This window comes from Bacteroides sp. 3_1_23 (assembly GCF_000162555.1).
Classification (GTDB): domain Bacteria; phylum Bacteroidota; class Bacteroidia; order Bacteroidales; family Bacteroidaceae; genus Bacteroides; species Bacteroides ovatus.
The window spans coordinates 964,114-988,282 of record NZ_GG774955.1 but is presented as its reverse complement, the minus strand read 5'-3'; the positions used below and the strand labels follow the sequence as shown (position 1 = coordinate 988,282).

General features: G+C 43.0%; 27 protein-coding genes and 1 pseudogene. 14 read left to right on the top strand and 14 right to left on the bottom strand.

Going from position 1 to position 24,169, the window contains the following annotated elements:
• A complete protein-coding gene (locus HMPREF9010_RS02980) occupies nt 1–1,197 on the bottom strand; it encodes a hypothetical protein (RefSeq protein ID WP_004320669.1) in 1,197 nt (398 codons plus the stop codon).
• 286 nt (nt 1,198–1,483) lie between these two features.
• Here HMPREF9010_RS02980 and bla point away from each other — a divergent pair, with 286 nt between their 5' ends.
• From bla to HMPREF9010_RS02995, 3 genes are all read left to right on the top strand, one after another.
• A complete protein-coding gene (gene bla / locus HMPREF9010_RS02985; RefSeq protein ID WP_008651252.1) occupies nt 1,484–2,365 on the top strand; it encodes a class A beta-lactamase, subclass A2 in 882 nt (293 codons plus the stop codon).
• A 71-nt stretch (nt 2,366–2,436) separates the two neighbouring features.
• Nucleotides 2,437–3,849, top strand: a complete 1,413-nt coding sequence (locus tag HMPREF9010_RS02990; protein ID WP_008651251.1) for a GNAT family N-acetyltransferase — start codon at nt 2,437–2,439, stop codon at nt 3,847–3,849.
• A 21-nt stretch (nt 3,850–3,870) separates the two neighbouring features.
• A complete protein-coding gene (locus HMPREF9010_RS02995) occupies nt 3,871–4,395 on the top strand; it encodes a hypothetical protein (protein ID WP_004304824.1) in 525 nt (174 codons plus the stop codon).
• Nucleotides 4,396–4,466: 71 nt separating this feature from the next.
• On the opposite strand, the gene HMPREF9010_RS03000 is transcribed toward HMPREF9010_RS02995, so the two are convergent.
• Entirely contained in the window at nt 4,467–5,141 is a 675-nt protein-coding gene (locus HMPREF9010_RS03000; protein ID WP_004304823.1) for a MarC family protein, read from the bottom strand.
• Nucleotides 5,142–5,299: 158 nt separating this feature from the next.
• Here HMPREF9010_RS03000 and HMPREF9010_RS03005 point away from each other — a divergent pair, with 158 nt between their 5' ends.
• Nucleotides 5,300–6,280, top strand: a complete 981-nt coding sequence (locus tag HMPREF9010_RS03005) for a linear amide C-N hydrolase (protein ID WP_004308262.1) — start codon at nt 5,300–5,302, stop codon at nt 6,278–6,280.
• A gap of 115 nt (nt 6,281–6,395) precedes the next feature.
• Here the strand turns inward: HMPREF9010_RS03005 and HMPREF9010_RS03010 are convergent, their stop codons facing one another.
• Together HMPREF9010_RS03010 and HMPREF9010_RS03015 are read right to left on the bottom strand one after the other, a co-directional pair.
• Nucleotides 6,396–6,860, bottom strand: a complete 465-nt coding sequence (locus HMPREF9010_RS03010) for a MaoC family dehydratase (RefSeq protein WP_004308264.1) — start codon at nt 6,858–6,860, stop codon at nt 6,396–6,398.
• 120 nt (nt 6,861–6,980) lie between these two features.
• On the bottom strand, nt 6,981–7,508 hold the full coding sequence (locus HMPREF9010_RS03015) for an SGNH/GDSL hydrolase family protein (protein WP_008651245.1): 528 nt from the start codon (nt 7,506–7,508) through the stop codon (nt 6,981–6,983).
• A 119-nt stretch (nt 7,509–7,627) separates the two neighbouring features.
• On the opposite strand from HMPREF9010_RS03015, the gene HMPREF9010_RS03020 reads away from it, so the two are divergent.
• The gene (locus tag HMPREF9010_RS03020) at nt 7,628–9,466 is read left to right on the top strand and encodes an RluA family pseudouridine synthase (RefSeq protein ID WP_008651244.1); all 1,839 of its coding nucleotides are present in this window, start codon (nt 7,628–7,630) and stop codon (nt 9,464–9,466) included.
• A 71-nt stretch (nt 9,467–9,537) separates the two neighbouring features.
• Nucleotides 9,538–10,521, top strand: a complete 984-nt coding sequence (locus HMPREF9010_RS03025; protein ID WP_004304818.1) for a fimbrillin family protein — start codon at nt 9,538–9,540, stop codon at nt 10,519–10,521.
• Between the two features lie 96 nt (nt 10,522–10,617).
• Here the strand turns inward: HMPREF9010_RS03025 and HMPREF9010_RS03030 are convergent, their stop codons facing one another.
• The 3 genes from HMPREF9010_RS03030 to HMPREF9010_RS03040 form a co-directional block, all read right to left on the bottom strand.
• Nucleotides 10,618–11,991, bottom strand: a complete 1,374-nt coding sequence (locus HMPREF9010_RS03030) for an MATE family efflux transporter (protein ID WP_004325098.1) — start codon at nt 11,989–11,991, stop codon at nt 10,618–10,620.
• A gap of 123 nt (nt 11,992–12,114) precedes the next feature.
• Nucleotides 12,115–12,321: a hypothetical protein gene (locus tag HMPREF9010_RS03035; RefSeq protein ID WP_007750505.1), complete on the bottom strand. Its 207-nt coding sequence runs from the start codon at nt 12,319–12,321 to the stop codon at nt 12,115–12,117.
• 78 nt (nt 12,322–12,399) lie between these two features.
• Nucleotides 12,400–13,905: a TrkH family potassium uptake protein gene (locus tag HMPREF9010_RS03040; protein WP_004301980.1), complete on the bottom strand. Its 1,506-nt coding sequence runs from the start codon at nt 13,903–13,905 to the stop codon at nt 12,400–12,402.
• A gap of 250 nt (nt 13,906–14,155) precedes the next feature.
• On the opposite strand from HMPREF9010_RS03040, the pseudogene HMPREF9010_RS03045 reads away from it, so the two are divergent.
• The 3 genes and pseudogenes from HMPREF9010_RS03045 to HMPREF9010_RS03055 all read left to right on the top strand — a co-directional run bounded on the left by HMPREF9010_RS03045 (nt 14,156) and on the right by HMPREF9010_RS03055 (nt 15,593).
• Nucleotides 14,156–14,454: pseudogene (locus HMPREF9010_RS03045) on the top strand (nitrous oxide-stimulated promoter family protein).
• Nucleotides 14,455–14,473: 19 nt separating this feature from the next.
• Nucleotides 14,474–15,205 (top strand): SDR family NAD(P)-dependent oxidoreductase, encoded by a 732-nt coding sequence (locus tag HMPREF9010_RS03050; RefSeq protein WP_008651230.1) that lies wholly within the window; start codon nt 14,474–14,476, stop codon nt 15,203–15,205.
• Nucleotides 15,206–15,323: 118 nt separating this feature from the next.
• Entirely contained in the window at nt 15,324–15,593 is a 270-nt protein-coding gene (locus tag HMPREF9010_RS03055) for a zinc ribbon domain-containing protein (protein WP_004320675.1), read from the top strand.
• Between the two features lie 56 nt (nt 15,594–15,649).
• On the opposite strand, the gene HMPREF9010_RS03060 is transcribed toward HMPREF9010_RS03055, so the two are convergent.
• The 4 genes from HMPREF9010_RS03060 to HMPREF9010_RS03075 all read right to left on the bottom strand — a co-directional run bounded on the left by HMPREF9010_RS03060 (nt 15,650) and on the right by HMPREF9010_RS03075 (nt 17,891).
• Nucleotides 15,650–15,934 carry a virulence protein gene (locus HMPREF9010_RS03060; protein WP_004301975.1) on the bottom strand — a complete coding sequence of 95 codons (285 nt, stop codon included), beginning with the start codon at nt 15,932–15,934 and terminating at the stop codon, nt 15,650–15,652.
• Entirely contained in the window at nt 15,922–16,140 is a 219-nt protein-coding gene (locus tag HMPREF9010_RS03065) for a hypothetical protein (RefSeq protein ID WP_004301974.1), read from the bottom strand. The genes HMPREF9010_RS03060 and HMPREF9010_RS03065 overlap by 13 nt, the downstream gene beginning before the upstream one ends.
• Before the next feature lie 58 nt (nt 16,141–16,198).
• Nucleotides 16,199–16,465 (bottom strand): GNAT family N-acetyltransferase, encoded by a 267-nt coding sequence (locus tag HMPREF9010_RS03070; RefSeq protein ID WP_004301973.1) that lies wholly within the window; start codon nt 16,463–16,465, stop codon nt 16,199–16,201.
• Nucleotides 16,466–16,577: 112 nt separating this feature from the next.
• Entirely contained in the window at nt 16,578–17,891 is a 1,314-nt protein-coding gene (locus HMPREF9010_RS03075) for a TIGR01777 family oxidoreductase (protein WP_008651226.1), read from the bottom strand.
• A 131-nt stretch (nt 17,892–18,022) separates the two neighbouring features.
• Between HMPREF9010_RS03075 and HMPREF9010_RS03080 the strand changes: the two genes are divergently transcribed.
• From HMPREF9010_RS03080 to HMPREF9010_RS03095, 4 genes are all read left to right on the top strand, one after another.
• Nucleotides 18,023–19,003, top strand: a complete 981-nt coding sequence (locus HMPREF9010_RS03080; protein WP_008651220.1) for a lytic transglycosylase domain-containing protein — start codon at nt 18,023–18,025, stop codon at nt 19,001–19,003.
• A 38-nt stretch (nt 19,004–19,041) separates the two neighbouring features.
• Nucleotides 19,042–19,890: an ion transporter gene (locus HMPREF9010_RS03085; RefSeq protein WP_008651219.1), complete on the top strand. Its 849-nt coding sequence runs from the start codon at nt 19,042–19,044 to the stop codon at nt 19,888–19,890.
• A gap of 92 nt (nt 19,891–19,982) precedes the next feature.
• Nucleotides 19,983–20,297, top strand: a complete 315-nt coding sequence (locus tag HMPREF9010_RS03090; RefSeq protein ID WP_008651218.1) for a type II toxin-antitoxin system RelE/ParE family toxin — start codon at nt 19,983–19,985, stop codon at nt 20,295–20,297.
• 10 nt (nt 20,298–20,307) lie between these two features.
• The gene (locus tag HMPREF9010_RS03095; protein ID WP_008651217.1) at nt 20,308–20,616 is read left to right on the top strand and encodes a HigA family addiction module antitoxin; all 309 of its coding nucleotides are present in this window, start codon (nt 20,308–20,310) and stop codon (nt 20,614–20,616) included.
• Here HMPREF9010_RS03095 and HMPREF9010_RS03100 read toward each other — a convergent pair.
• A complete protein-coding gene (locus tag HMPREF9010_RS03100; RefSeq protein ID WP_032852911.1) occupies nt 20,611–20,976 on the bottom strand; it encodes a DUF2809 domain-containing protein in 366 nt (121 codons plus the stop codon). The genes HMPREF9010_RS03095 and HMPREF9010_RS03100 overlap by 6 nt on opposite strands.
• A 174-nt stretch (nt 20,977–21,150) precedes the next feature.
• On the opposite strand from HMPREF9010_RS03100, the gene HMPREF9010_RS03105 reads away from it, so the two are divergent.
• On the top strand, nt 21,151–21,819 hold the full coding sequence (locus HMPREF9010_RS03105; RefSeq protein ID WP_004325092.1) for an MgtC/SapB family protein: 669 nt from the start codon (nt 21,151–21,153) through the stop codon (nt 21,817–21,819).
• Nucleotides 21,820–21,851: 32 nt separating this feature from the next.
• On the opposite strand, the gene HMPREF9010_RS03110 is transcribed toward HMPREF9010_RS03105, so the two are convergent.
• Both HMPREF9010_RS03110 and HMPREF9010_RS03115 read right to left on the bottom strand, forming a co-directional pair.
• The gene (locus tag HMPREF9010_RS03110; RefSeq protein ID WP_008651214.1) at nt 21,852–22,628 is read right to left on the bottom strand and encodes a TIGR03915 family putative DNA repair protein; all 777 of its coding nucleotides are present in this window, start codon (nt 22,626–22,628) and stop codon (nt 21,852–21,854) included.
• Between the two features lie 157 nt (nt 22,629–22,785).
• Entirely contained in the window at nt 22,786–24,054 is a 1,269-nt protein-coding gene (locus HMPREF9010_RS03115; protein WP_004304808.1) for a putative DNA modification/repair radical SAM protein, read from the bottom strand.
• Between the last annotated feature and the right edge of the window lie 115 nt (nt 24,055–24,169).

Genomic DNA, 24,169 nt, shown 5'->3' with positions numbered 1-24,169 from the left:
TCATTTGGCATATATTAAAGGGTATTCCACCTCATCGGAGATTTCATAAGTATCCGTAAAGCGAAGTTCGTCGGCATACTGTGACGCCAATTGGCAGAAAAAGATTAATTTCTCTCCACGTGTCACCTCTTTCCGGTAGCGATAGTTCATCACAAAAGAGAACAGATGGGTGCTGGACGCCATAAATGAATTATGCACCTCCTGCAAGTTTACGGTATCTATCATTTGCGACTGCCCATCCAGATATCCTTCCGGAATGGCATCTGCCAGTTGTTTCATTCCTTTCGGAGAATTTCTCTGCCGCGCGACAAGTTTCTTCAAAATCTGAAAAGCCTCATCGGAAGTCCGTAGATTATCAATGGAAAGCTTGATGCGATAACCGACCTGCGGCTCCATCCAGACAGGATTTTTTTGTGCGGCAACAGAACGGATACTTGTATGTTCTTCCAACAAGAACTGGTCTTTCAAGTACTTCAACTTCTTTACTTTCTCAAAGATACGGTTCTGATAATCTATCAGATTCAGATAATGGATGATTTGTTTCTGGATTTCAATTAGGTTATGGTACGAATCATTTAGCTGAAGTTTCACGTCACTAACTACATTCCGCATTTGTACGTCCATCGCCACCCGGAAGAAAACAGGCTGTCCGTAGTCTATCAATTCCTCACTTTTACGGATCAGCAGAGCAATATTATTCCGTTTCTCATCAAGCCGGACGAGTTTGGTTTTCTTTATCTTATAATTCGGTTCGTTCTTATAAGTATTATCCATGTTCCTTTTCAAGTCCATCACATTGCGGACTGTAGTCAGAGCGATGTTTTTCAGGCAGCGTTTCACTTCACGCTGGTAGTTGTATTTACGTTGTTCGTTATTCTCTTTCAAGTAATAGTCAATGTTTTCATTCAGTCGTGTCAGGTAATCCTGCACGAAAGATACATTGATTTCTTCATTTACTTCGAGTACATCTTCAAAGAATTTCAGATAAATATCCTCCATTTCAAGGAAGTCGCCAGTGTCCCGGATGACTCCATAGTCTATCAGATAGCGGATACGCTCTTCTTTGTACTCCGTCATTTCAAGCGCATAATCATAACGGAACGAAAGAGATTTCCGTTTAGCAAACATTTCTTTCAAGAGTTCTTTCTCCCGGTCGAGACTTTTGACAAGTTCTTCTATAGAACGAAAAGTGCTCATATTAGTTTTGTCTTTTAATGGTGTGTTACTACTTCCAAATATTTACATAGTATATATTTCAGTAATAAGATATCACAAAAATAACATAAATGAAATAGTAAACCTAATTTCTGTATCAATATTTTTATTACTACAAAAATTAAGAAACTAACTCTACATATTCATTATACAACTATAAATTTCAAGTAAGAATTTGCAAAGGCAATTACTATTTATACCTTTGTGACTTCAACAGAGAATATGATTTCAATAGAGAATTAGTAACCCGTTAAAAGAGAAATTGATTATGCGTTCATTCATAGTATTTCTTTGTTTAGTCCCCACCCTCCTGTTTGCCCGACAAACTCAACTTGAGACACAGTTGAAAGAAGCCATCAAGGGAAAGAAGGCCGAAATAGGAATAGCCGTCATCATTGATGGGAAAGATACGATAACTGTCAATAATGATATTCACTATCCACTGATGAGCGTATTCAAGTTTCATCAGGCATTAGCATTGGCAGATTATATGGGAAAACAGAAGCAATCGCTGGAAACCCGGTTACCCATTAAAAAATCGGATTTAAAGCCGGATACTTACAGTCCGCTACGAGATAAATATCCGCAGGGCGGAATTGAAATGAGTATTGCCGACCTGCTAAAATATACACTCCAACAGAGTGACAACAATGCCTGCGATATTCTTTTTGATTATCAGGGAGGTCCGAATGCCGTAAACAAGTATATCCATTCACTAGGAATTCGGGAATGTGCCATTGCCGGTACGGAAACTGCCATGCACCAAGACTTGAACCTATGTTATGAAAACTGGACTACTCCGTTAGCCGCAGCCGAATTAGTGGAAATATTCCGTAAGAAGCCATTGTTTCCCAAAGTGTACAAAGACTTCATATTTCAAACAATGGTAGAATGTCAAACCGGACAAGACCGTCTGGTTGCTCCGTTGCTCGACAAAAAAGTAACCGTAGGTCATAAAACCGGAACTGGAGATCTTAATGCGAAAGGACAACAAATCGGTTGTAATGACATCGGTTTCGTTCTTTTGCCCGGTGGACGTACTTATAGTATAGCTGTCTTCGTGAAGGATTCTGAAGAAAATAATCAGGCGAACAGTAAGATTATCGCTAATATTTCCCGTATCGTTTACGAATATATAATGCAGCATTAAGATGGAGACAAAGTACGTTCGGTACAAATGAAGATAGAAACAAAGTAATAGAAATTAGAAAATTCATTTATATGAAACTACATCATATCGCTATCTGGACTTTTCGTCTGGAAGAACTAAAAGAGTTCTATGTCCGCTTCTTCGGAGGAAAAAGCAACGAAAAATATATCAATCCCAAGAAAGGATTCGAGTCCTATTTTATCTCTTTTGGAGAGGGAACAGACTTGGAACTGATGAGTCGTACAGATGTACAGAACACTCCCATTGAAGAAAACAGGGTTGGACTGACACACTTTGCTTTCACCTTTCCCAGCCAGGAAGAAGTATTACGCTTCACCGAACAAATGCGTTCGGAAGGATATACCATCGCCGGCGAACCGCGTACTTCGGGAGACGGATACTTTGAAAGTGTAGTCCTCGATCCTGACGGAAACCGGATTGAGTGCGTATATCGGAGAACTGCAAACGAATCGAAAAACAAAGCAAGACAGGAAACTGAAACAGAAAGTATTCCCCCCGTGACGCTCCATACAGAACGTTTATTTCTCCGCCCTTTCGAAGAAAGAGATGCTGAAGCGTTCTTTGCTTGTTGCCAGAACCCGAATTTGGGAAACAATGCCGGATGGCCACCCCATCGTACATTGGATGAATCCCGCCGGATACTTCATTCCACATTTATCAACCAAGAGGGAATATGGGCAGTGATACTAAAAGATACAAAACAGCTAATCGGTTCGGTAGGAATTATCCCCGACCCTAAACGCGAAAATCTACAAGTGAGAATGTTGGGTTACTGGCTCAACGAATCATATTGGGGCAAAGGATACATGACCGAAGCAGTGCAGGGTGTCCTCAACTATGGCTTTGAAGAATTGCGGCTTAGCCTCATCACATCTACCTGTTATCCGCACAATAAACGTTCGCAGAAAGTACTGAAAAAGAACGGTTTCATCTACGAAGGTACACTTCATCAGGCAGAACTGACTTACAACGGAAACATCTACGACCACCAGTGCTACTACCTGCCCGGCATCTCCCAACCTACTCCGGAAGACTATGATGAAATCCTCCATGTATGGGAAATGTCCGTTCGCCACACGCATGATTTCCTGACGGAAGAGCATATCCAATTTTATAAACCACTGGTGCGGAAGCATTATCTACCCGCTGTTGAACTTTTTGTCATCCGGAATGCCAACGGAAAGATTGCCGCCTTCATGGGATTGAGCGACGAACTGATCGAAATGTTATTCGTACACCCCGACGAACAGGGAAAAGGATATGGCAAACGATTAATGGAATATGCAAGAGACAAAAAACATATGGATAAGGTGGACGTAAACGAACAGAATGAAAAAGCACTCCAGTTCTATCTCCATTTGGGATTCCAAGTCATCGGCAGAGATGAAACGGACAGCATGGGTAAACCTTTCCCCATTCTCCATTTGCAACTGCCGGAAGCTGATTCCGCTAATAGAGATTAATTCCCCAAAAACGAAAGCTACATGAACCTACGTGCAAGATTATCCGAACGAGTACACATTGAAGATATCAGAGAGGTACTCCACTTTATACAGGATGATGAACGGCTTAGAGAAGAAATCTACCAACTGATATTCGACGAAGACGCTATCGTCTCCTATCAGGCATTGTGGGTATGTACTCATTTCTCAAAGGCAGATGTAGAATGGTTGAGCCGGAAACAAGAAGATTTGATTGACGCTGCCATGACCTGCCCACACTCGGGAAAACGGAGAATGATCCTAAACCTGATATGCCAGCAACCTGCCTCCGATCCGCCACGAGTGGATTTCCTCGATTTCTGCATGGAACACATGATATCACGTGAAGAACCAGCCGGTGTGCAATCTCTCTGCATGAAACTGGCTTATCAACTGACGCGCTCCATCCCGGAACTGCAACAGGAACTACGCACAATACTGGAAATCATGGAGCCCGACTTACTGGTTCCCGCTATCCGTTCCGTACGAAAAAACACCCTGAAAGCTATGAAAGCAAAGAAAAATTGATTGTTTTTATCACTTTCATTTCAATAAGTACAAATACGTATTTAGCTGTCAAATAAGAATATACCTATCAATCAGAGTATATTCAGATGGAATATTTGGGATATACCCGTCACTGAAATCTGAATACCGATGCAGAAAGTGAAAAAAGCAACGAGCTTATTAATAATTTGATTTCCCACCGGTCCCAACCTCTGAATAAACCTCTGCCCTTGTGAAAGGAATACATAAAAGATGGCCGCCATACAAATAATAACAAGCGCAATGACTAAATAATTAATCCCAGTTTGCAACAATTTACCTTTAACACTGGCAGACGCCATCAAAGTAAAGATAACCGATATACTGCCCGGTCCGATACTGATAGGAAACGTGATAGGATAAAATATCTTCTGCTCGATGTTTTTCCATCTGAAGCCGTCTACATTCTTGCTGGCTTCTTCTTTATCAGACGAACCTGAATCGCCCAACAGCTCCATTGCCGTCTTACAAATCAGTATTCCACCTCCTAACTGAATAACAGGAATAGCCAAACCGAAAATCAATAGAAACAGATGTCCTATCACCAATGTCCCTACACCGATCATTATAAAATTGAGCGTCAGCTTCTGAATGGCTGCTTTCCGTTGTTGAGGATCGAGGTCTGTAAAGAATCCATTGACGACAAAACCATTCCCCAAAGGGTTTATCACCGGAAACAGCGCCATAAACGATGACGAAAATATAATGAGAAGATTACTTAATGACATAATACCTGTTTTTTGATACTTTATTAATATCTGATATGTATCTAAAACATAAATGAAACGTTATTGTTTTGAGAATATGCTTTTGCGAGAGGAATCCGCATCGGTTGAATACCTTGTGAAAGCAGCTTATAATAAACCTTTAACTAGAAATTAAAATTATGTGTACAAGAGTCGTTTATTCGGGAAAAAATGGAATGGTGGTAACCGGCCGGTCTATGGACTGGAAAACAGAAATGCACAGCAATCTTTGGGTATTTCCCAAAGGTATGGAAAGAAATGGAGAAACGGGAGCTAACTCCCTGCAATGGACGTCCAAGTATGGCAGCGTGGTGACTTCAGCTTTCGAGATTGCCAGTACAGACGGGATGAATGAAAAAGGGTTGGTTGCCAATCTGTTATGGTTGCCCGAAACGGAGTATCCGGTCAGAGATCAAAGTAAACCGGGACTTGCCATTACTGCATGGGTGCAATATATGCTGGATAACTTCGCCACCGTAGACGAGGCTGTCGCTTTCATTGATGAAAACACTTTCCAAGTGGTATCGGACCTGATGCCGGATGGTTCCCGCCTGGCAACCTTGCATTTATCTATTTCCGACGCAACGGGCGATTGTGCGATATTCGAATATACGGGTGGAAAGCTGACTGTTTACCACAGCAAGGAGTACAAAGTAATGACCAACTCCCCTACCTACAACAAGCAACTGGCACTAAACGAATACTGGAAATCAATAGGAGGATTGAGCTTCCTGCCCGGAACCAACCGTCCGTCCGACCGTTTTGCAAGAGCCAGTTTTTATATCAATGCCCTGCCCCAAACAGATGATGTGAGAATAGCCATAGCAAGCGTATTCAGCGTTATCCGTAATACTTCTGTTCCTTATGGCATATCCACTCCCGAATTTCCGGAAATTTCCACCACACAATGGAGAACGGTATCGGATAGTAAGAATTTGCTCTACTTCTTCGAATCAAGTCTGACACCTAATACATTCTGGGTAAACTTACGGGAAACAGACTTGTCGGAAGGAGCTCCGGTACTCAAATTATCTATCGCCAACGGTGAAACTTATCATGGAAATGCAACGAAAGAGTTTAAACCGGCACAGCCGTTCAGATTTATGGGAGTAAAAGGATAAAATTATCCCCGGAAACGATCCATCTGAAGCACATCCCAAAAGTTTTTGTATCTAACTTTTGAGACGTATTTCGATCATTTCCGGGGATAAAATCTGTTTCTTTAACAGCTTGCCATTAATTGAAATAATAAAGGAACACAGCAATTCCTTCAAGTGCTTTTTTCGGTTGGTCTTTTATTTCGATAGCAAACTTGATTTCCGCTTTTGCCACACCACGCAGATTAGTCAGCGAGTGCAAAGTAGTCACCAGACGGATGCTCTGCCCTGACAATACAGCCTGACCGAATTTCATTTTGTCCATACCGTAGTTAATCATCATTTTTAGGTTATTCACCTGGATAATCTGATTCCACAAATAAGGAAGCATAGACAATGTCAGGTAGCCGTGAGCAATCGTGCTATGATAAGGGCTGTCTACTTTAGCACGTTCCGTATCTACATGAATCCATTGATGATCCAGCGTTGCATCAGCAAAAAGATTGATACGTTCCTGCGAGAGTTCCACATAATCGGAAACACCTATCTGTTGGCCTACTAGTTTTTCGAATTCTTCGTACGAATTGATAATTACTTTTTCCATAAGTCTTATCGTTTTTATGGGGGTTATTTACTATTAAATTGGGGACAAAAATAGGAAAAATAAACTGATATGCCACCAAATTTATAAATAAAAGCAAGGAATGAAGTATTTAGGTATGTTTTACAAACCGGAAGCCTGTTTCAGTGCTTCTGTCAGAATACTGTACCCCTTACCATTCAAATGTAAATCGTCGAGAGTCAACTCCGGATTCAGCCTGCCATCCTGCAATAAACGATTGAATACGTCCAGATAGACAATATCTGTTCCCTGCAATTTTTCGTGTATCTTCCGGTTAAGGATCTGGATAAATTTATTCACAGCCGTACTGTAATCATCGTAATCATTACGCGGAAAAATACAGAAAAGATATGTTTTCAGTGAAGGAACGGCAAGAACCGCTTTTACATAACGCTCTACATATTCATCTATATTTTCATCGTTCAACTGATAAATATCATTGGTTCCGAATTGAACAACGACCTGGCAATCGGAAGTGTCTACCGCAAAAGACTCCACATAGGCCAGCCCTTCACCGGGAGCACCATAGTTCAGACATTCCCATTGCGGGAAATAGATATCCAGTGCCCAAAAAGCCATGTGACTGTTGCCAAGAAAGGCAAATTTTGGTTTTTCTTCTATCCTATCCATACAATTTCATTCAAACGTCCACGTTATCTCACTCAAACTCTCAAACAAATATAGAATAAAATTCGCGGATTTACGTTACTTTTGCAAAGGTAATCACATTCATTCATATATATAAACCGATGATACATTTTTTCAAGAAACCCGTTTCTCACCTTGCGTTGCCGGAGAAATTCACTTATCCTTTCCATTATACACCTCATCCATTGTGTGTGTTGGCTGCGGAAGAAGTGAAAGCATATATTGCAAGCCGGAAAGAATGGCAAGAGGAATTGGCTTCCGGAAAGATGTTTGGAGTGTTGATTGTGCAAACGGACAACAGAATAACAAACAACGAAGAAAATCAGATTGGTTATCTTGCAGCTTTCTCCGGCAATCTGGGCGGAAAGAATCTGCATCCTTATTTCGTTCCTCCTGTTTATGACCTATTACAACCGGAGGGATTCTTCAAAATTGAAGAAGAACAGATTTCTGCCATTAATATCCGTATTCGTGAATTGGAAAACAGTAGTTCTTATCTCAATTCAAAAGAGAAATGGAAGATAGAAACGGAACAGGCTAAAGCTGTTTTGAATCAAGCAAAAGCGGAGCTTAAAATGGCAAAGGAGGCGAGAGAGATTCGCCGCCAGTCATCTCCGGAGCTTTCCGAAGAAGAACAAGCCTCCCTGATTCGGGAAAGCCAATACCAAAAGGCGGAATACAAACGACTGGAAAAGGAATGGAAGAAACGATTGGAAGAGCTCGAAACGGAAGTCAGGCACTTCGATATTGAAATAGAACGACTGAAAACCGAACGAAAAGAACGTTCGGCAGCTTTACAAAGAAAATTATTCGAGCAGTTCCGGATGCTAAACGCCCAAGGAGAGGTGAAAGACTTATATACTATTTTTGAGCAAACGGTTCAGAAAGTTCCTCCTGCCGGTGCGGGTGAATGTGCTTTGCCTAAGTTATTGCAATATGCGTATCTTCATCAATTAAAGCCATTGGCTATGGCTGAATTCTGGTGGGGCGACTCTCCTAAAAACGAAATCCGGCATCACGGATATTATTATCCTTCCTGCAAAGGAAAGTGCGAACCGATCCTGCAACACATGTTGCAAGGATTGGAGGTAGACGAAAATCCACTGCTGAATCCTGTTCATGAAGAGGAAGAACTGGAAATCGTGTTTGAAGATGAATGGTTGCTGGTAGTCAATAAACCGGCAGGGATGTTGTCCGTTCCGGGAAAAGCAGAGGACAGAGATTCAGTCTATCATCGTTTGAAGAAAAAATATCCCGAAGCTACCGGCCCCATGATTGTACACCGGCTCGATATGGCTACTTCAGGATTATTGCTCGTTGCCAAAACAAAAGAGGTACATCGGGATTTACAGGCACAATTTGCAAACAGAAGTATTAAGAAACGCTATGTGGCGGTGTTGGATGGGGTGATAATAAAAACAGAGAAAGAGATAAAGCCAATAGCAGAGAAAGCTATATTAATAGCAAAGGAAACTGTATTAACGAAAAAAACAGCAAAAGCAGAAAGAACAGGAAATACAGGAAGAATCGAACTCCCTCTTTGTCTGAATCCTCTCGACCGTCCTCGGCAAATGGTTAGTAGCGAACACGGGAAAGAAGCGATTACAGAATATCAGATCATCAGTGAGTCTGAAAGAATTACCAGTGAATCTGAAAACACTTTCAACGAATCAAACAGGATTGATGAATCAGAAAGGAATATCAATGAGTCAAGAAAATACACCCGGATTGTCTTCTATCCATTGACCGGACGCACACATCAGTTAAGAGTACACGCCGCCCATCCGGAAGGCTTGGGATGCCCCATACTTGGAGACGAACTCTACGGAAAGAAAGCAGACAGACTATACCTCCATGCCGAATATATAGAGTTCCGCCATCCCATATACGGAGACATTCTCTGCATACAGAAAGAGGCCGATTTCCATAAAAAAATATGATTAAGCCATGAACCAAATTCTTTTTGAAATGTATATAGGGGTAATTACTAATTTTCAAAAAGAACCTGACTATGGACATCAAATTCCGCATTACAAAGTATTTAGCCGTATCTGCTTTAGCAATGCTGCTACTGGGAGCCTGCTCCAAAAACAATATCTACATCAACTATCCTGACGAAGAAAACAACGGAGGCTCATCCGGCTCCGGCAATGATGACAACAATGGTAATCCGGCCAAAGAGAATGCGCTGATTACTTTCAGTGCTTCCGTAGAAGGACGAAACATCACACGAGCCATGTCCCCCATGGGAAAAGGACTTCAAAGCTGGTTGTGTGCCTATACAGCCAACACATCGAACAATATCACAGGCGCTCCCGTTGCTCAAGGCAACTATGTCACCTCCTCCCCCGGTGTACTGACAGGAAATCTAGGATATAAAATGTATTTGAGCAATGCTATCTATAGCTTTTATGCCGTATCATGCAATTCCACCAGCCCGGCGCCTACTTTCACCAACGGACTATCCGAACCTTTATCCAACGGAGTAGATTATCTTTGGTGGCACGCAGTTCATCAGGACATCGCCAGTTCACAGATAAATATCCCCATAACCTACCAACACGCAGCCACGCAAGTAGTTGTAGCGATCGCCGGAGGAGAAAATATCACTTTAAACAAGATACTTTCCGCTACCATCACCCCACCGAAACCGGGCGCAATCATGGATTTGTCAACAGGTATCATCACTTCGGAAGTCAGCTATGACAAAGCAGCCGATATGGGAATCAACGACTTCACCGTACAATATATCATGTTACCCGTAAAGAGCTCCTCTCCCATGACTTTGACACTGGAGCTGATGGTAAACGGAGAAAGCTTTTCACGTACCTACACCACTCCGCTCACTCCACCCAACAACCTCCTGTCAGCCGGAAATTCATACCTTTTCCGGGCAGTTATCAATGAAAACTCCATCTCATTCGCCAATGTCAGTGTGAAAGAATGGACAGAGGTAGACGAAAGCGGAAACCCGCTATACCCTGTACAAGATTAAAATATCCGAAATAAAATCAAAGCAAACCAGGTTACGCAAGCCACAAACCGGGTTATGCAAACTGCAAGTCGGGTTACGCAAACCACCAACCGGCAATCATGCCACCGTTTGCGTAACCTGACTATTCGTAAATACCTGCTTCTTCAACCTGCGATAAACATAGATAAAGGCCGGCACGAGGAATAAGTCTGCCGCTATCCAAGCCATCGGATCACCGTAGCAGACAGCAATAAAACCGAATACCGGTACGGCATAGAGACTGACAAGAATACGAGCAATCATCTCCGCCACTCCGGAGAACATGGCAAGATTGGTAAAGCCTACTCCCTGAATGGTATAACGCAAGATGCACAACAAACCAAGCATCGGGAAGAACATACAGGAGATATGCAGGAATAACTCGGTATCCAACAGTATTTCCGTTTCCGACGGATCTACAAAGATCAATGCAAAATATTTGGCTCCCACCATCAGAAGAACGAATGTAAATGCCGCATAAACGATCATCATCAAAGCACTCGCCTTAATTCCCAACCAGACACGCTCCGGTTTTCCTGCCCCATAATTCTGTCCGCTATACGTAGCCATCGCAATTCCCAGACTCTCGAACGTGCAGATAAAGAACATCTTGATGCGCATAGCAGACGTAAAAGCTGCCACACACGCCGTTCCCAATGCATTATTCGCACTCTGAAGCATGATGCTGCCGATAGCCGTGATAGAAAACTGCAATCCCATAGGCACACCAATGTAAAGCAGTGTCTTAGCCAGTTTCGACTGGAACCGGCGTTCTTTCGGAGTACCTTGCAATATTTCAAACTTCCGGTACATATAAATGTAGCAAAGAACAGCCGACAATCCTTGCGAAAAGACAGTAGCAATAGCAGCTCCCGCCACTCCCCAGCCAAGTACCAAAATACAGAACAAATCAAGAATGATATTCAGAACAGCCGCAAACAGCAGAAACCAAAAAGGCGTCTTACTGTCTCCCAACGCACGGATAATGCTCGAAAGAAGATTATAGAAGAAAGTACACGGCACACCAATAAACGTGACAAGCAAATAAGCATACGCCCCTTCGAAAATATTCTCCGGCGTACGCATGATCCGAAGAATATCCTCACATAAAATACAGGTGAGAAGAGCAATCACCACAGACATTCCCGCAGCCAGTTTCAGACTAACGGCCACATAACTGCGCATCGTACTGTAATCCCGCGCCCCAAACTTCTGCGCAACGGGTATTCCGAAACCTCCGCAACATCCATTGCAGAACCCGAGAATAAGAAACACCACCGATGTGCTGGCTCCAACAGAAGCTAACGCGTTAATTCCTAAAAACTTTCCTACAATTGCAGCATCAACAAGCGAATACGTTTGTTGCAACAGATTGCCGAGTAAAAGCGGCAGCGTAAACTTTAAAATGAGAGGTAATGCCGGCCCTGCCGTCATTTCTTTAGAAGTTGCCATACGTCTATGTTCTAAAATCGGATGCAAAGATACGGAAAATTCAATGAATTAGTTCTTGATTTGCGTTCCTCTTTTAGTTGACATAAATCAAAAAAATCAGTATGAGAGCATGAGTCTCCCGGTCTATCGTTTCACCAACCGTTTAGGTGAACCATGCCACGAGCATCCCAGGCAGAAGACTTCTGTCAAATCGAACCCCTCCATCGAATCTTCCGGATATTTGGGAACAACTTCACCATCTTCGAGCACATAAACCAGCAGCCTGTCACCCTGTTCATTCTTCACATACATAGCTGCAATCTTGCATTGCGGACACAATAACTTTTTCATGCTGCAAAGATACAGATTGTTTCCGTCAACCACAAACTCTTCCAACGATGTTTCAGAAGCCCGTTCATGATTTACAGTTTATCTATTCTTCCAGAATCCCGGATAAAACAACAGGAGTACACTAAACAATTCCAGACGTCCCACCAGCATCAGAAAAGAAAGTATCCACTTTGCCAGATCAGGTAAAGAATTCCACGAATATGCAGGCCCGCAAGTTCCCAATCCCGGACCGACATTGCCTATACTCGAAATAACCGTACTGACGGACTCGGAAAAGCCAACTCCCAAAAACAAAAGAGCCGTCCACCCAATCAGGATCAGAACCAGATAAAAAGCAAAGAAAATCAATACGGTAGTTACGATAGAAGAAGACACCGTCTGCTTATTGATACGTACGGGAAGCACGGCATTCGGGTGGAGCAGATGTTTGAACTCATTCCGGATGGCACGCGCCACAATCAGCAACCGCATATTCTTGATACCTCCACTGGTAGAACCCGTACACCCTCCCGAAAGCATCGCAATAAACAACAGTAACCACGTGAAAGGAGGCCACATATTATAATCATCCGTAGCAAAACCGCAGGAAGTATGCACCGTAGACACCTGGAACAATGCTTTCCGGAAAGCCAGTTCCCAGTCATAATGATTTTGAAAGACGAGCGCCAACGTGATAAGAAAAGTCAAGATACCCACTGACGCCAGAAACCAGTGTAACTCTTCATCTTTGAATAAACGACCGACTTTTCCTTTCAAACACATCAGAAACAAAGAGAAGTTGATACTGGAAACAATCATAAAGATAGCCACCACATATTCTATATACGGAGAATTCCAGTAAGATATACTGTTCTGCTTGGTAGAATATCCGCCCGTAGCAGTAGTGGCAAACGACTGGCAAATGGCATCAAACAAGCTCATGCCCCCAAACATCAATAAGACAGTTTCCGAAACTGTCAATACCAGATAAATTGTCCACAACCACTTGGCCATGACATTGATTTTCGGATGGGTACGGTCGTGCGTCACTCCCGTAGATTCAGCAGAGAAGAGTTGCACTCCTCCCGTGGTAAAGATAGGAAGAATGGCAATCGTGAAAAACACAATCCCCAAACCACCGATCCACTGCGTCAGGCTTCGCCAGAAAAGCATACCGTGGGAAAGGGATTCAATATCATCGAGAATAGTAGCTCCTGTAGTGGTAAACCCGGACATGGTTTCGAAAAAGGCATTGGTTATCGTATCAATGCTTCCGCTAAAATAAAAAGGAAGCATGCCGAAAAAGGTAAAAAACACCCATGAAAGAGTGACCACACAATATCCGTCTCTCCGGCTCATCTTATTCTCCGCTCCCCGTCCGTAGAGCAGTAACAATCCGCCTACCACAGCATTGATGATACAGGTGTAAAGAAAGTATTTATAATCACTTTCCCCGTAACCAGCCGACACTCCGGCACAAAGTAAGAACATCCCCAATTCGATGAATAGCAACATACCCAGCACGCGCCCTATCATCTTCCGGTTAATCATGCTATTATTCTTACTCCGAATATACAGACTGTTATCTGAAATGTACTCTTCCATAACTCATGAATTATTTTGTATGTTCCCCTCACAGCCAAGAGTATGCCAAAATGAAAAGGATTCTGATAATTAGCTTGTAATCAATGCAATATTTTTTTCATTTTGAAAAAGTAATCTCTAAACACCCTACCAAAATGAAAGGGTGCTTTTCAAAATAGAAAAAAGAAGAAGGTGTATTTTAACAGAATACGCCTGCATTTCTGCATAATCTTCGCTATCTTTGTCATTCCAAAGTGTAAAAAAGAAAGAGATGAAAGCATCACGCATTGCGCACGAAAAGAAAACGGTAGAGTTGATGATCCGCCTCTATTGCCGGAAAAAAGAAAAAATACAATTCTTTGTGCCGACTGTGAAGAGTTGCTCCGCTATGCCCACGCACGTCTCGACCATTGTCCGTTTGGAGAGAAGAAGAGTGCATGCAAAGAATGCACCGTACATTGTTACAAACCCGTCATGCGCGAACGAATGCGACAGGTGATGCGTTTCTCCGGACCGAGGATGTTGCTTTATGCACCCTGGCAGGCCATACGACATTTATTGAACCTATAACTTACTAAAAAAATCAGTAATGAAAAAAGCCATTATCATTGGCGCTACCTCCGGCATCGGACAAGAAGTTGCAAAATGTCTGTTACTGGATGGATGGCAAATCGGAGTAGCCGGCAGACGGCAATCTGCTCTCGAAAACCTACAACGGGCAGCACCGGATCAGATTCAAATTCAAACGTTGGACGTAACCCAGGAAGATGCAGGCGAGAAATTGAATATGCTCATCGACAAGGTGGGCGGCATGGATTTGTTTCTTCTTAGTTCGGGCATCGGTTTCCAGAACACGAATCTGAACATGGAGGTGGAGCTGAACACAGCATACACGAATGTAGAGGGATTTATCCGCATGGTGGATACCGCTTTCATCTATTTCAGGAAAAGCGGAGGCGGCCACCTGGCAGTCATCAGTTCCATCGCGGGAACGAAAGGACTTGGAGTGGCTCCTGCCTACTCTGCCACCAAACGCTTCCAGAACACTTACATAGATGCTCTCGAACAACTTTCATATTTACAAAAACTGAATATCCGTTTTACCGATATCCGTCCCGGATTTGTTGCCACCGACTTGCTCAACGACGGGAAACATTATCCGCTATTGATGGATGCAACGAAAGTGGGACGTCACATCGCCTGGTCACTGGAGCGGAAACAACGGATAGTAGTGATCGACTGGCGCTACCGGATACTGGTCTTTTTCTGGAAAATGATTCCCCGTTGGATGTGGAAACGGCTGCCCGTGAAAACCAATTAACACCAAAAGCAAACCAGGAAAGAAATAAATGAATAAATAGCAAGACCGGATTACTTCTTTTCCAATATTTCTACTTACATTTGTCTTGTAACATAAACTTATAATCTAACAAAAAAAGATGGAACAAAAATTTTGTCAAAGTTGCGGTATGCCGATAGACGACTCAACTTTTGGAAAAGAAACGGACGGTAGCAAGAACGAAGATTATTGCCACTATTGCTATGCGGACGGACATTTCACGAAAGAGTGTACCATGGACGAGATGATCGAGCTTAATCTGAATTATCTGGATGAGTTCAATAAAGACTCGGAAGTGAAATACACAGTGGAGGAAGCACGGAAAACGATGAAGGAGTACTTTCCACAGTTGAAGAGGTGGAAACAGTAATTGAGAAATAAAAGGAGCTTTCAGGCATGAATACATATTCAGACCTGAAAGCTTATCTACTTATTTTCTTTTATAAAATCCGTAAAGTTCGACCAGTCTTCTACACGAAACGCACGAAGATCACGAACTGACGCCTGAAACCAAGGAATACGTTTCAATGCGTCAATTGCACGAAAAAGATTTGCCATATCAGTTTTCTCTGTTAGATATACACTACCCTGCGTATTATAAAACTCATACTGACGCAACACTTTATTTATTTCAAAATAGGCATTGTTATAAGGCTCTCCATAATTGGCACGTAGGTCTGTAATGACCATATCAAAGGCTATTGCATACATACATTATCCTCATTTACAGGAATAAAATATTTCTGCTCACCAAAGAAAATACGGTTAAATTTATCACGAATCGCTATAACTAAGCCTTTGAACGGATTATGTTCAATATCAATTACTGTACCCTCTATCCATTCATCGAGTCCCGTTAATCTAGGATCCACTTTTACCTTTTCACCTTCTTTTATCATAACACTATTTTTCTTCATTGATTTCCAATTACAAAGATAATATTATTTCCTTTTCCGACGAATCAAAAGCGAGTATTTAACCATTTATTTCCGGGTGTCTTTCCAACCACTTCACTGCATAAGAGCACGTTGCTTTCGGCTTCATCCCGTTAGCTAATGCATAGGCGTAAGCAGCTTTTACCAAAGCAGCGGCAATCCCCCGCCCTTCAATGGGTTGTGGCACAATTGTGTGGATAATATCAAGAGAATCACCTATCAGGCGATATTGTACAAAGGCGGTGCGACCGTCTACTTCTGTCTTGAACAATTTTTGTTCGGGCTGATGAATAATTTCGTAATCCATAATTTCTATTGTTTTAAAGTTGGTTTATCGTCCGTTAAATACTTTCGCTAAACAATCTTATATTATTTATTAGGTGCGGATTGCATAAACTGATATATGTATATGCCTGCGATCAGAGTTGCTCAATCCACTTCAACTGGCTCGTATCGTATCCACGACGCTCGGCAGCGGTGACAAGTTTCTTCTTGATTTCTTCCGGCAGTTGGGGTGTACGGCTTAGTATCCAGAGATATTTATCAGTACTGCTGCCTACCAGGGCATAATTATAATTCTCTTCATCCAGTTCCAAGACATAATAATCAGAATAGAAACTAAGGAAGAAAGACACTTTCAGTTTGCCCGGCTGTGTGGGATCGGGTATTTTGGCATGTCCGTTGGCAGTCTTGCAGATGTCGTAAGGAGAATTACGTTTGCATCCCCGGTTCTCCACACGAATCATGCCGTCGGGACGGAGCGTGTAAGTAGCCGTGACGTCTACAAGTCCGTATTCAAAACGATTCTCGTAGCGGGCTATTTCATACCAAAGTCCCATATACCGGTGCAAATCGAGAGAGGTAACCGTACTATGGTTTGTACCTCTGAAAAAACGTTCGACATTGGGAATGGAGAAATGAAATCCCGCCTCCGTCAGACGCGTTGGGCGAACTCTCTGGCCAGCAGTCAGGAAAGATGCCGCTTCACCATATAAGATACGGAAAATTCGTTGCGGAGCTACCATCGTTGTCCATGCCCGATAAGCCTTTCCCATCGCATGGGTGAAAGCATATTGCGAGATTTGCTGCGGAGCAACCAGATTATATACCCCATGTGTCTCTTCGTGAGTGATAAAGAACTCCATTGCACGGCAAAGATCCCGTATCGATATCCACGGAAAAGCCTGCGTACCGGGACCGATGGCGGTAGCTATCTTGGTAGCTTGCAAAGGGCGAAGCATCTGCTGCATCGCTCCCCCGTCCGGAGAAAGCACTACGCCGAAGCGTGTAATAACGAGCCTTGTAGGTTCGGGACAGTGTTTCGCCTCTTTTTCCCACGCATAGCAAAGATCGGACAGAAAACCTTCTCCACGGGTACGGGTATATTCGTCCACCTCCGCTTCCGAAGGATAATAACCTACAGCAGAAGCCGAAATCATCAGTTTCGGTTTCGTTTTGACTGCGTTCAAAGCGCGGATAATACGATTGGTTACAACAATACGACTGTTGAAAAGCTCCTGTTTATATTCCGGTGTCCAACGTTTATTGATAGGTGCACCTGCCAGATTGATGACAACATCACAATGGGTCAGTGTCTGAATCAAATAACCGGACATACCTTCGCGAAACATCGACCTTCCCAGAGGAATGATCCGATGTCCGCCCTTTTCTGTAAGATAATTAGAAAGATGTTTACCTATATATCCGGTAGCTCCGGTCATTGCTATATTCATCTTGATTCGTTGTTTATTTTAACTCTATTAGAAAAACGTATAAAATGCAAGAAAAGTTCTTTGAAAAAAGCAAAATGAGGTTATCTTTGCAAGATAGACGTAAACATTGAAGCATCCAAAAAGGTTATAAAATGAAAAGACAAATGAAAATCAACTATATTCTTACACTTATATTAGTATTTTGCATCGGTGCTTCCATCCCAATATTGACAGGCAGCAGCCAAGTGAACGAACAACATTCCGCCAAATCGGAAGTGCCTTATTGTGTCACTCCGCCTACTGTTCCCACACAGGTCACCTTCGACGGGGAAACGATCGACCTCCGGCGCTATGACCGCCGCGAACGGATGGACCGCGAGATGATGGCCTTCACCTATATGCACTCCACCACCATGTTATTAATCAAGCGTGCCAACCGTTACTTCCCCATCATCGAACCGATACTGAAAGCAAACGGTATTCCTGATGACTTCAAATACCTGATGGTCATCGAGAGCAATCTGAATAACATCGCACGCTCTCCGGCAGGAGCAGCAGGTCTATGGCAATTTATGCCTGCCACCGGACGGGAATTCGGGCTGGAAGTGAACGATAACGTAGACGAACGCTATCATATTGAAAAAGCAACCGTTGCCGCCTGCAAATACTTCAAACAGGCGTATGCCAAATATGGCGACTGGATGGCTGTCTCCGCCGCCTATAACGCCGGACAGGGACGTATCTCCTCCCAACTTGAAAAGCAGTTGGCAAGTCATGCCATGGACTTATGGCTGGTAGAGGAAACTTCCCGCTACATGTTCCGCCTGCTGGCAGCCAAAGAGATATTCAATAACCCGCAACGTTACGGATTCCTCTTGAAACGGGAACATCTGTATCCGCCTATTCCTTATAAAGAGGTAACCGTCAACACTTCTATCGACGATCTGAACGACTACGCAAAATCACAGGGAATCACCTATGCCCAACTTCGTGATGCCAACCCCTGGCTGCGCGACACTTCATTGAAAAACAAGACCGGAAAGACATACATTCTCTATATTCCTACACAAGAGGGAATGTATTACAACCCGCAAAAGACCGTTGCCTACAATAAACAGTGGGTCATCGACTAAAAAGGCTTTTTCTTTAATTCCGGCCAAACACTATTGATATGAAACTGAAAGAAAGAATCCATCGTTTTTTGCATGACGAGAAACTGAAACGAAAGTTATACGTCATCATCTTCGAATCGGACACCCCTGCCGGGAAATTGTTCGACGTGATTCTTATCGCCTGTATTCTGGTCAGCGTATTGCTCGTCATCATCGAAAGCCTGAAAGGACTTCCCACCTATCTGACGACTCCGTTCGTCATTATGGAATTCCTTTTCACCGGCTTCTTTACTTTCGAATACCTGACGAGAATCTACTGTTCACCCCGTCCCCGGAAATACATATTCAGCTTTTTCGGTATCGTAGACTTACTGGCCACGTTGCCTCTTTACATCGGTCTGCTCTTTCCGGGCGCCCGCTATCTACTCATCATCCGTGCCTTCCGCCTGATACGTGTGTTCCGCGTCTTCAAGCTTTTCAACTTTCTGAATGAGGGGGAACGGCTGCTCACTGCCTTGCGTGAAAGTAGTAAGAAGATTGCAGTGTTCTTCTTGTTTGTCGTCATTCTGGTGACTTCCATCGGAACGCTAATGTATATGATTGAAGGAACGCAGCCCAACTCCCAGTTCAACAATATCCCGAACAGCATCTATTGGGCTATCGTCACCATGACTACCGTAGGTTATGGAGATATTACTCCCGCCACCGGCCTCGGAAAATTCCTTTCCGCCTGTGTCATGCTGATCGGTTACACGATTATTGCCGTACCCACAGGTATCGTATCTGCCTCCATGATGAAAGAGTATAAACGCAGGAGAGACAAAGAATGTCCCAACTGCCATCGCTCCGGACACGAAGATAATGAAGAGTTTTGCAAATATTGCGGCCATCCGTTAAATAGTGACTGAATAAGCTCTATTCCCTTTTCTGCAAAGAAAAAGACATTCACTATTTTCGTGAATTATAAATAAAACACTATATTTGCAGAAACAAATGGAATATGATTATAGAGTACGAAAAAGAGTATCTAAAGGAGTTGTATGAGGATGGTAAGTGTAAAAGCAAAAAATATCGTTTTGACGCAGCTGTTATCAAAAAGTACCAGAAACGTATCGATACTTTAATTGCCGCTACGCGGATAGAAGATTTATTCGTCTTTAATTCTCTAAACTTCGAAGCTCTTCAAGGCCGTGCAGACTATTTTTCCATCCGTATAGACTATCACTACCGGCTGGAGTTTAGAACCCGCACCGAAGGTACTGAAACTATATTAACCATTTGTATAGTAACTGACATAACCAATCATTACCAATAAAAAATCAAGTATGAATACAATAAAAAGATTACCTACACACCCAGGTGATGTGTTAAAAGAAGAATTGGAATGCCGCAAAATCTCTCAAAAGAAATTCTCGGAAATTCTTGGGGTTCCTTATACAATGCTTAATGAAATATTGAATGGAAAAAGACCTATTACCAGTGATTTTGCATTGATGGTGGAAGCAGCTCTAGACATTAATCCAGAGTTACTTATCAATATGCAATCACGATATAACATGGCTTTGGCCCGTGAAAAGAAAGCCCTTTCAAACCGACTCAACGAAATACGTAAAATGTGCGCCTCACTGTTATGAGTGTTTGCAAATACGCTCGAATAAGACAATGAAAACGCATCCCACAGCATAGCAGGCAATATCTCCCCAATCGAACGTAGAACCCAGCACAATTCGGGCTACGCGGTTCGTGACACCCAATGTTTCCACCAGCTGGAAGTATTGCAAGACTTCTACAAAACAGGCAAAAAGAAAGACATAAAACGGCATCCGCGGAATCCCCGTCGGTAGAAAGATACGTACAAAGCTATATACCAGCACTACAACCAGCATATCTCCGACATAGGGACGTATGAAACGGTCGCGCACATACAAAGCTATCAACACCTCAATACAGAAGATCACCAGAAAGCTGATTATATAAAAAATTCTTTTCTTCATTATTTGCTCGGTCGCGGGATTAAACATTTATTTGAATCTGCGAATATACGATAAAATGAATTGGATACGTTCAAATATTACTAAATGATTGATACAAAAAGGGGAAATAATTGTATATTTATGGTCCTAAGCATTTTTCCACAAACAATAAAAAACAGAAAGGAGATTGAACACATGATGTTGAATATGGATTTTATAATCCGTTTATTGGTCGCCGGAATACTGGGAACCATCATTGGACTGGATCGTGAATACCGTGCCAAAGAAGCCGGATACCGCACTCATTTTCTCGTGTCGCTAGGTAGTGCTTTGATTATGATTGTTTCCCAATACGGATTTCAGGAAATTATAAAAGAAAGTAGTGTCACACTCGATCCCAGTCGGGTGGCGGCACAGGTTGTCAGCGGTATCGGATTTATCGGTGCAGGAACCATCATCTTTCAAAAACAGATTGTACGCGGATTGACTACCGCCGCAGGAATCTGGGCAACAGCAGGTATCGGCTTGGCGGTAGGTGCAGGAATGTACACCATCGGTATTGCCGCCACGGTGTTGACCCTCGTCGGACTGGAACTACTTAGCTATCTATTTAAAAGCATCGGAATGAAAAGCTCGATGGTTTCTTTCTCAACTCCCAACAAAGACATACTGAAACAGATAGCGGACAGATTCAACTCTAAAGACTACCTGATAGTCTCTTACGAGATGGAAACGCAACACACGGGTGAAACAGAATATTATCAGGTTACGATGGTTATCAAGTCGAAACGGAATAATGATGAAGGGCATCTGCTTTCGCTGATACAGGAATTTCCGGATGTAACGGTGCAGCGAATTGAATAGTCAGACTTTCGCTCCTCTCCCAAAATGGAAATCTACTTTTGCTTTTCCGTCAGATACTTCCAATAACGTACAGGCATATCCTGCCTGTGCTTCCTCGGATTCATGCGTTCTTTGATACAAATGGCCTTGAAATATGTCTTCCAAAGTTGTTGGAAAAGCTTCTCATCCTTGTCCATCAGACTTTCGTCCAGCATCCCCGTAATCAAATGGGATTCACGGCTGTCATCATCAAACGAGATAGTCGTCACCTCCTGCAAGTCATAATAAAATCCGTAACGGCGTTTCATGTCGTAAATAATCCACTTCTGATCGGCAAAACGGTCTTTGAAATGGTGAACCGTCAACGGGAGCGCATTATACTGCGGTTCGAAAGCGGCAAAGAATGTACCGTCGGCAGCTTTCTGGAAACGGACAAACTGCATCAGGTGCACACGTTCGCCATCCACTTTTTTCCATATTTGCGCTAATTGCAAAACATCCGGATCACCAAAGTTGGTTTCAATAGAGCGGGGTGCATCAATTGCTTTACGGATATATCGAAAAATAAGTATTCCTATTTCCGGAAGTTCCGACAGCCAACTTTGCGTGAGGCAACCCAAAGCAGAAGAGGAAACTTTCTTCTGCAATCCCCGCCACACACACCCGGCCTTTTCTTCATCGGTCACTACCGTATGCAGCTCATCACAAAATAAAGGCAAAGCATCTCCTTCCGACAGCAAAGCATCGGGAAAGGTCTTGCGGAAATAGGCGTCGAATACGGCCGTCAGCAGCCCATCAAAGGTTTTATCATAAATATAAACACTAAACATATTTACTATTGGACAATTCACAATTTACTATTTAAGTTACTATTAGACGATCTACGCTTGGTATCACTTTTGAAATCATTAACGTCCGATGCATACATGATATTTTACAATGCTAACTTAAATAGTAAATAGTAAATCGTCTAATAGTAAATTATTATTACTCACCAAAATCAAGCAACAACTGCCGCTCATCCACTTTCTTTTTCGGTTTCGGCAACAACAGACTGCGTACCCGTTGCGGAGAAAGTTCGTTCACCGTCTGCATCTGGAGAGGCAGTTCTTTGCAAGTGATGAAATATTGCGCTTTCTTCATTACTACTCCTATCTTCTTCAGTTCATAAAATCCCAGCCGCGAAAAACGACGGGAAGCAACAATTAGTTTCGCAGACTTCACCCCTACTCCCGGCACACGGAGCAACATTTCGTAGTCCGCCTTATTAATGTCGACAGGGAACTGTTCGGGATGGCGCAAAGCCCACGAGAGTTTCGGGTCTATCTCGAGATCGAGATCCGGATAGGAATCATCCACAATTTCATCTACCTTGAATTGATAAAAACGCAATAACCAGTCAGCCTGATAGAGCCGGTTTTCACGTACCAGAGGCGGCTGTTTCAATGCCGGAAGGCGCTTATCATACGTATTCACGGAAACGTAGCCCGAGTAATAGACACGTTTCATGGTGGGGCGCCCATAAAGTGCCGACGAAAGAAAAAGAATATCTTTATCCGATTCGGAGGTAGCTCCCACAATCACCTGGGTACTTTGTCCCGCAGGTGCGAAACGCGGTGCGTGGCGAAACTTCTGCCGTTCTTCTTTACTCTCCAACACGCCTTGTTGAATGTATTTCATCGGAGCAAATACGCTTTTATGGTCTTTTTCCGGTGCAAGCAGTTTCAAATTTTCTTCTTTGGGAATTTCGACGTTGACGCTAAGACGATCGGCATACAATCCGGCTTCATTCACTAATTCGCGACTGGCTCCGGGAATACTCTTGAGATGGATATAACCGTTAAAACGGTACACTTGCCGCAAATCTTTGGCTACACGCACAAGTCTCTCCATTGTATAGTCCGGATTACGGACCACTCCGGAGCTAAGAAACAGCCCTTCGATATAGTTACGACGGTAGAATTCCATCGTCAGCTCCACCAATTCCGAAACGGAAAAGGTAGCGCGGGGAAGATCGTTGCTACGACGGTTGACGCAATAGGCACAATCGTAAATGCAATAATTGGTAAGCATGATTTTCAATAGCGAGATACATCGACCGTCCTCGGCAAAACTGTGGCATATCCCCCATCCTCCCACAGTGTTTCCCAGCGTTCCCGGCTTATTGGAACGCACCGTACCACTGGAAGAACAGGAAACATCGTACTTGGCAGATTCTGCAAGTATCTTCAGTTTAGCTAAGACGTTTTCGTTCATCATTCCCGATCTTGATTCTTTTCGCAAATATACGATTTAATTTGAGATGCGTATAGAAGAAAAAAGTTTGCCCCCCTACAAATTGCAAATAAATCATTTAAAAGAACCACAAAAA

Coding starts and splice junctions, on each gene's coding strand:
- HMPREF9010_RS03050 (WP_008651230.1), top strand. CDS start 14,474: ATGAAAAAAGCCATTATCATTGGCGCTACCTCCGGCATCGGACAAGAA.
- HMPREF9010_RS03005 (WP_004308262.1), top strand. CDS start 5,300: ATGTGTACAAGAGTCGTTTATTCGGGAAAAAATGGAATGGTGGTAACC.
- HMPREF9010_RS03105 (WP_004325092.1), top strand. CDS start 21,151: ATGATGTTGAATATGGATTTTATAATCCGTTTATTGGTCGCCGGAATA.
- HMPREF9010_RS03015 (WP_008651245.1), bottom strand. CDS start 7,508: ATGGATAGGATAGAAGAAAAACCAAAATTTGCCTTTCTTGGCAACAGT.
- HMPREF9010_RS03035 (WP_007750505.1), bottom strand. CDS start 12,321: ATGAAAAAGTTATTGTGTCCGCAATGCAAGATTGCAGCTATGTATGTG.
- HMPREF9010_RS03000 (WP_004304823.1), bottom strand. CDS start 5,141: ATGTCATTAAGTAATCTTCTCATTATATTTTCGTCATCGTTTATGGCG.
- HMPREF9010_RS03020 (WP_008651244.1), top strand. CDS start 7,628: ATGATACATTTTTTCAAGAAACCCGTTTCTCACCTTGCGTTGCCGGAG.
- HMPREF9010_RS03060 (WP_004301975.1), bottom strand. CDS start 15,934: ATGTATGCAATAGCCTTTGATATGGTCATTACAGACCTACGTGCCAAT.
- HMPREF9010_RS03110 (WP_008651214.1), bottom strand. CDS start 22,628: ATGTTTAGTGTTTATATTTATGATAAAACCTTTGATGGGCTGCTGACG.
- HMPREF9010_RS03065 (WP_004301974.1), bottom strand. CDS start 16,140: ATGAAGAAAAATAGTGTTATGATAAAAGAAGGTGAAAAGGTAAAAGTG.
- HMPREF9010_RS03085 (WP_008651219.1), top strand. CDS start 19,042: ATGAAACTGAAAGAAAGAATCCATCGTTTTTTGCATGACGAGAAACTG.
- HMPREF9010_RS03070 (WP_004301973.1), bottom strand. CDS start 16,465: ATGGATTACGAAATTATTCATCAGCCCGAACAAAAATTGTTCAAGACA.
- HMPREF9010_RS03080 (WP_008651220.1), top strand. CDS start 18,023: ATGAAAAGACAAATGAAAATCAACTATATTCTTACACTTATATTAGTA.
- HMPREF9010_RS03010 (WP_004308264.1), bottom strand. CDS start 6,860: ATGGAAAAAGTAATTATCAATTCGTACGAAGAATTCGAAAAACTAGTA.
- HMPREF9010_RS03075 (WP_008651226.1), bottom strand. CDS start 17,891: ATGAATATAGCAATGACCGGAGCTACCGGATATATAGGTAAACATCTT.
- HMPREF9010_RS02990 (WP_008651251.1), top strand. CDS start 2,437: ATGAAACTACATCATATCGCTATCTGGACTTTTCGTCTGGAAGAACTA.
- HMPREF9010_RS02980 (WP_004320669.1), bottom strand. CDS start 1,197: ATGAGCACTTTTCGTTCTATAGAAGAACTTGTCAAAAGTCTCGACCGG.
- HMPREF9010_RS03030 (WP_004325098.1), bottom strand. CDS start 11,991: ATGGCAACTTCTAAAGAAATGACGGCAGGGCCGGCATTACCTCTCATT.
- HMPREF9010_RS03025 (WP_004304818.1), top strand. CDS start 9,538: ATGGACATCAAATTCCGCATTACAAAGTATTTAGCCGTATCTGCTTTA.
- HMPREF9010_RS03095 (WP_008651217.1), top strand. CDS start 20,308: ATGAATACAATAAAAAGATTACCTACACACCCAGGTGATGTGTTAAAA.
- HMPREF9010_RS02995 (WP_004304824.1), top strand. CDS start 3,871: ATGAACCTACGTGCAAGATTATCCGAACGAGTACACATTGAAGATATC.
- HMPREF9010_RS03090 (WP_008651218.1), top strand. CDS start 19,983: ATGATTATAGAGTACGAAAAAGAGTATCTAAAGGAGTTGTATGAGGAT.
- HMPREF9010_RS03055 (WP_004320675.1), top strand. CDS start 15,324: ATGGAACAAAAATTTTGTCAAAGTTGCGGTATGCCGATAGACGACTCA.
- HMPREF9010_RS03100 (WP_032852911.1), bottom strand. CDS start 20,976: ATGAAGAAAAGAATTTTTTATATAATCAGCTTTCTGGTGATCTTCTGT.
- HMPREF9010_RS03115 (WP_004304808.1), bottom strand. CDS start 24,054: ATGAACGAAAACGTCTTAGCTAAACTGAAGATACTTGCAGAATCTGCC.
- HMPREF9010_RS03040 (WP_004301980.1), bottom strand. CDS start 13,905: ATGGAAGAGTACATTTCAGATAACAGTCTGTATATTCGGAGTAAGAAT.
- bla (WP_008651252.1), top strand. CDS start 1,484: ATGCGTTCATTCATAGTATTTCTTTGTTTAGTCCCCACCCTCCTGTTT.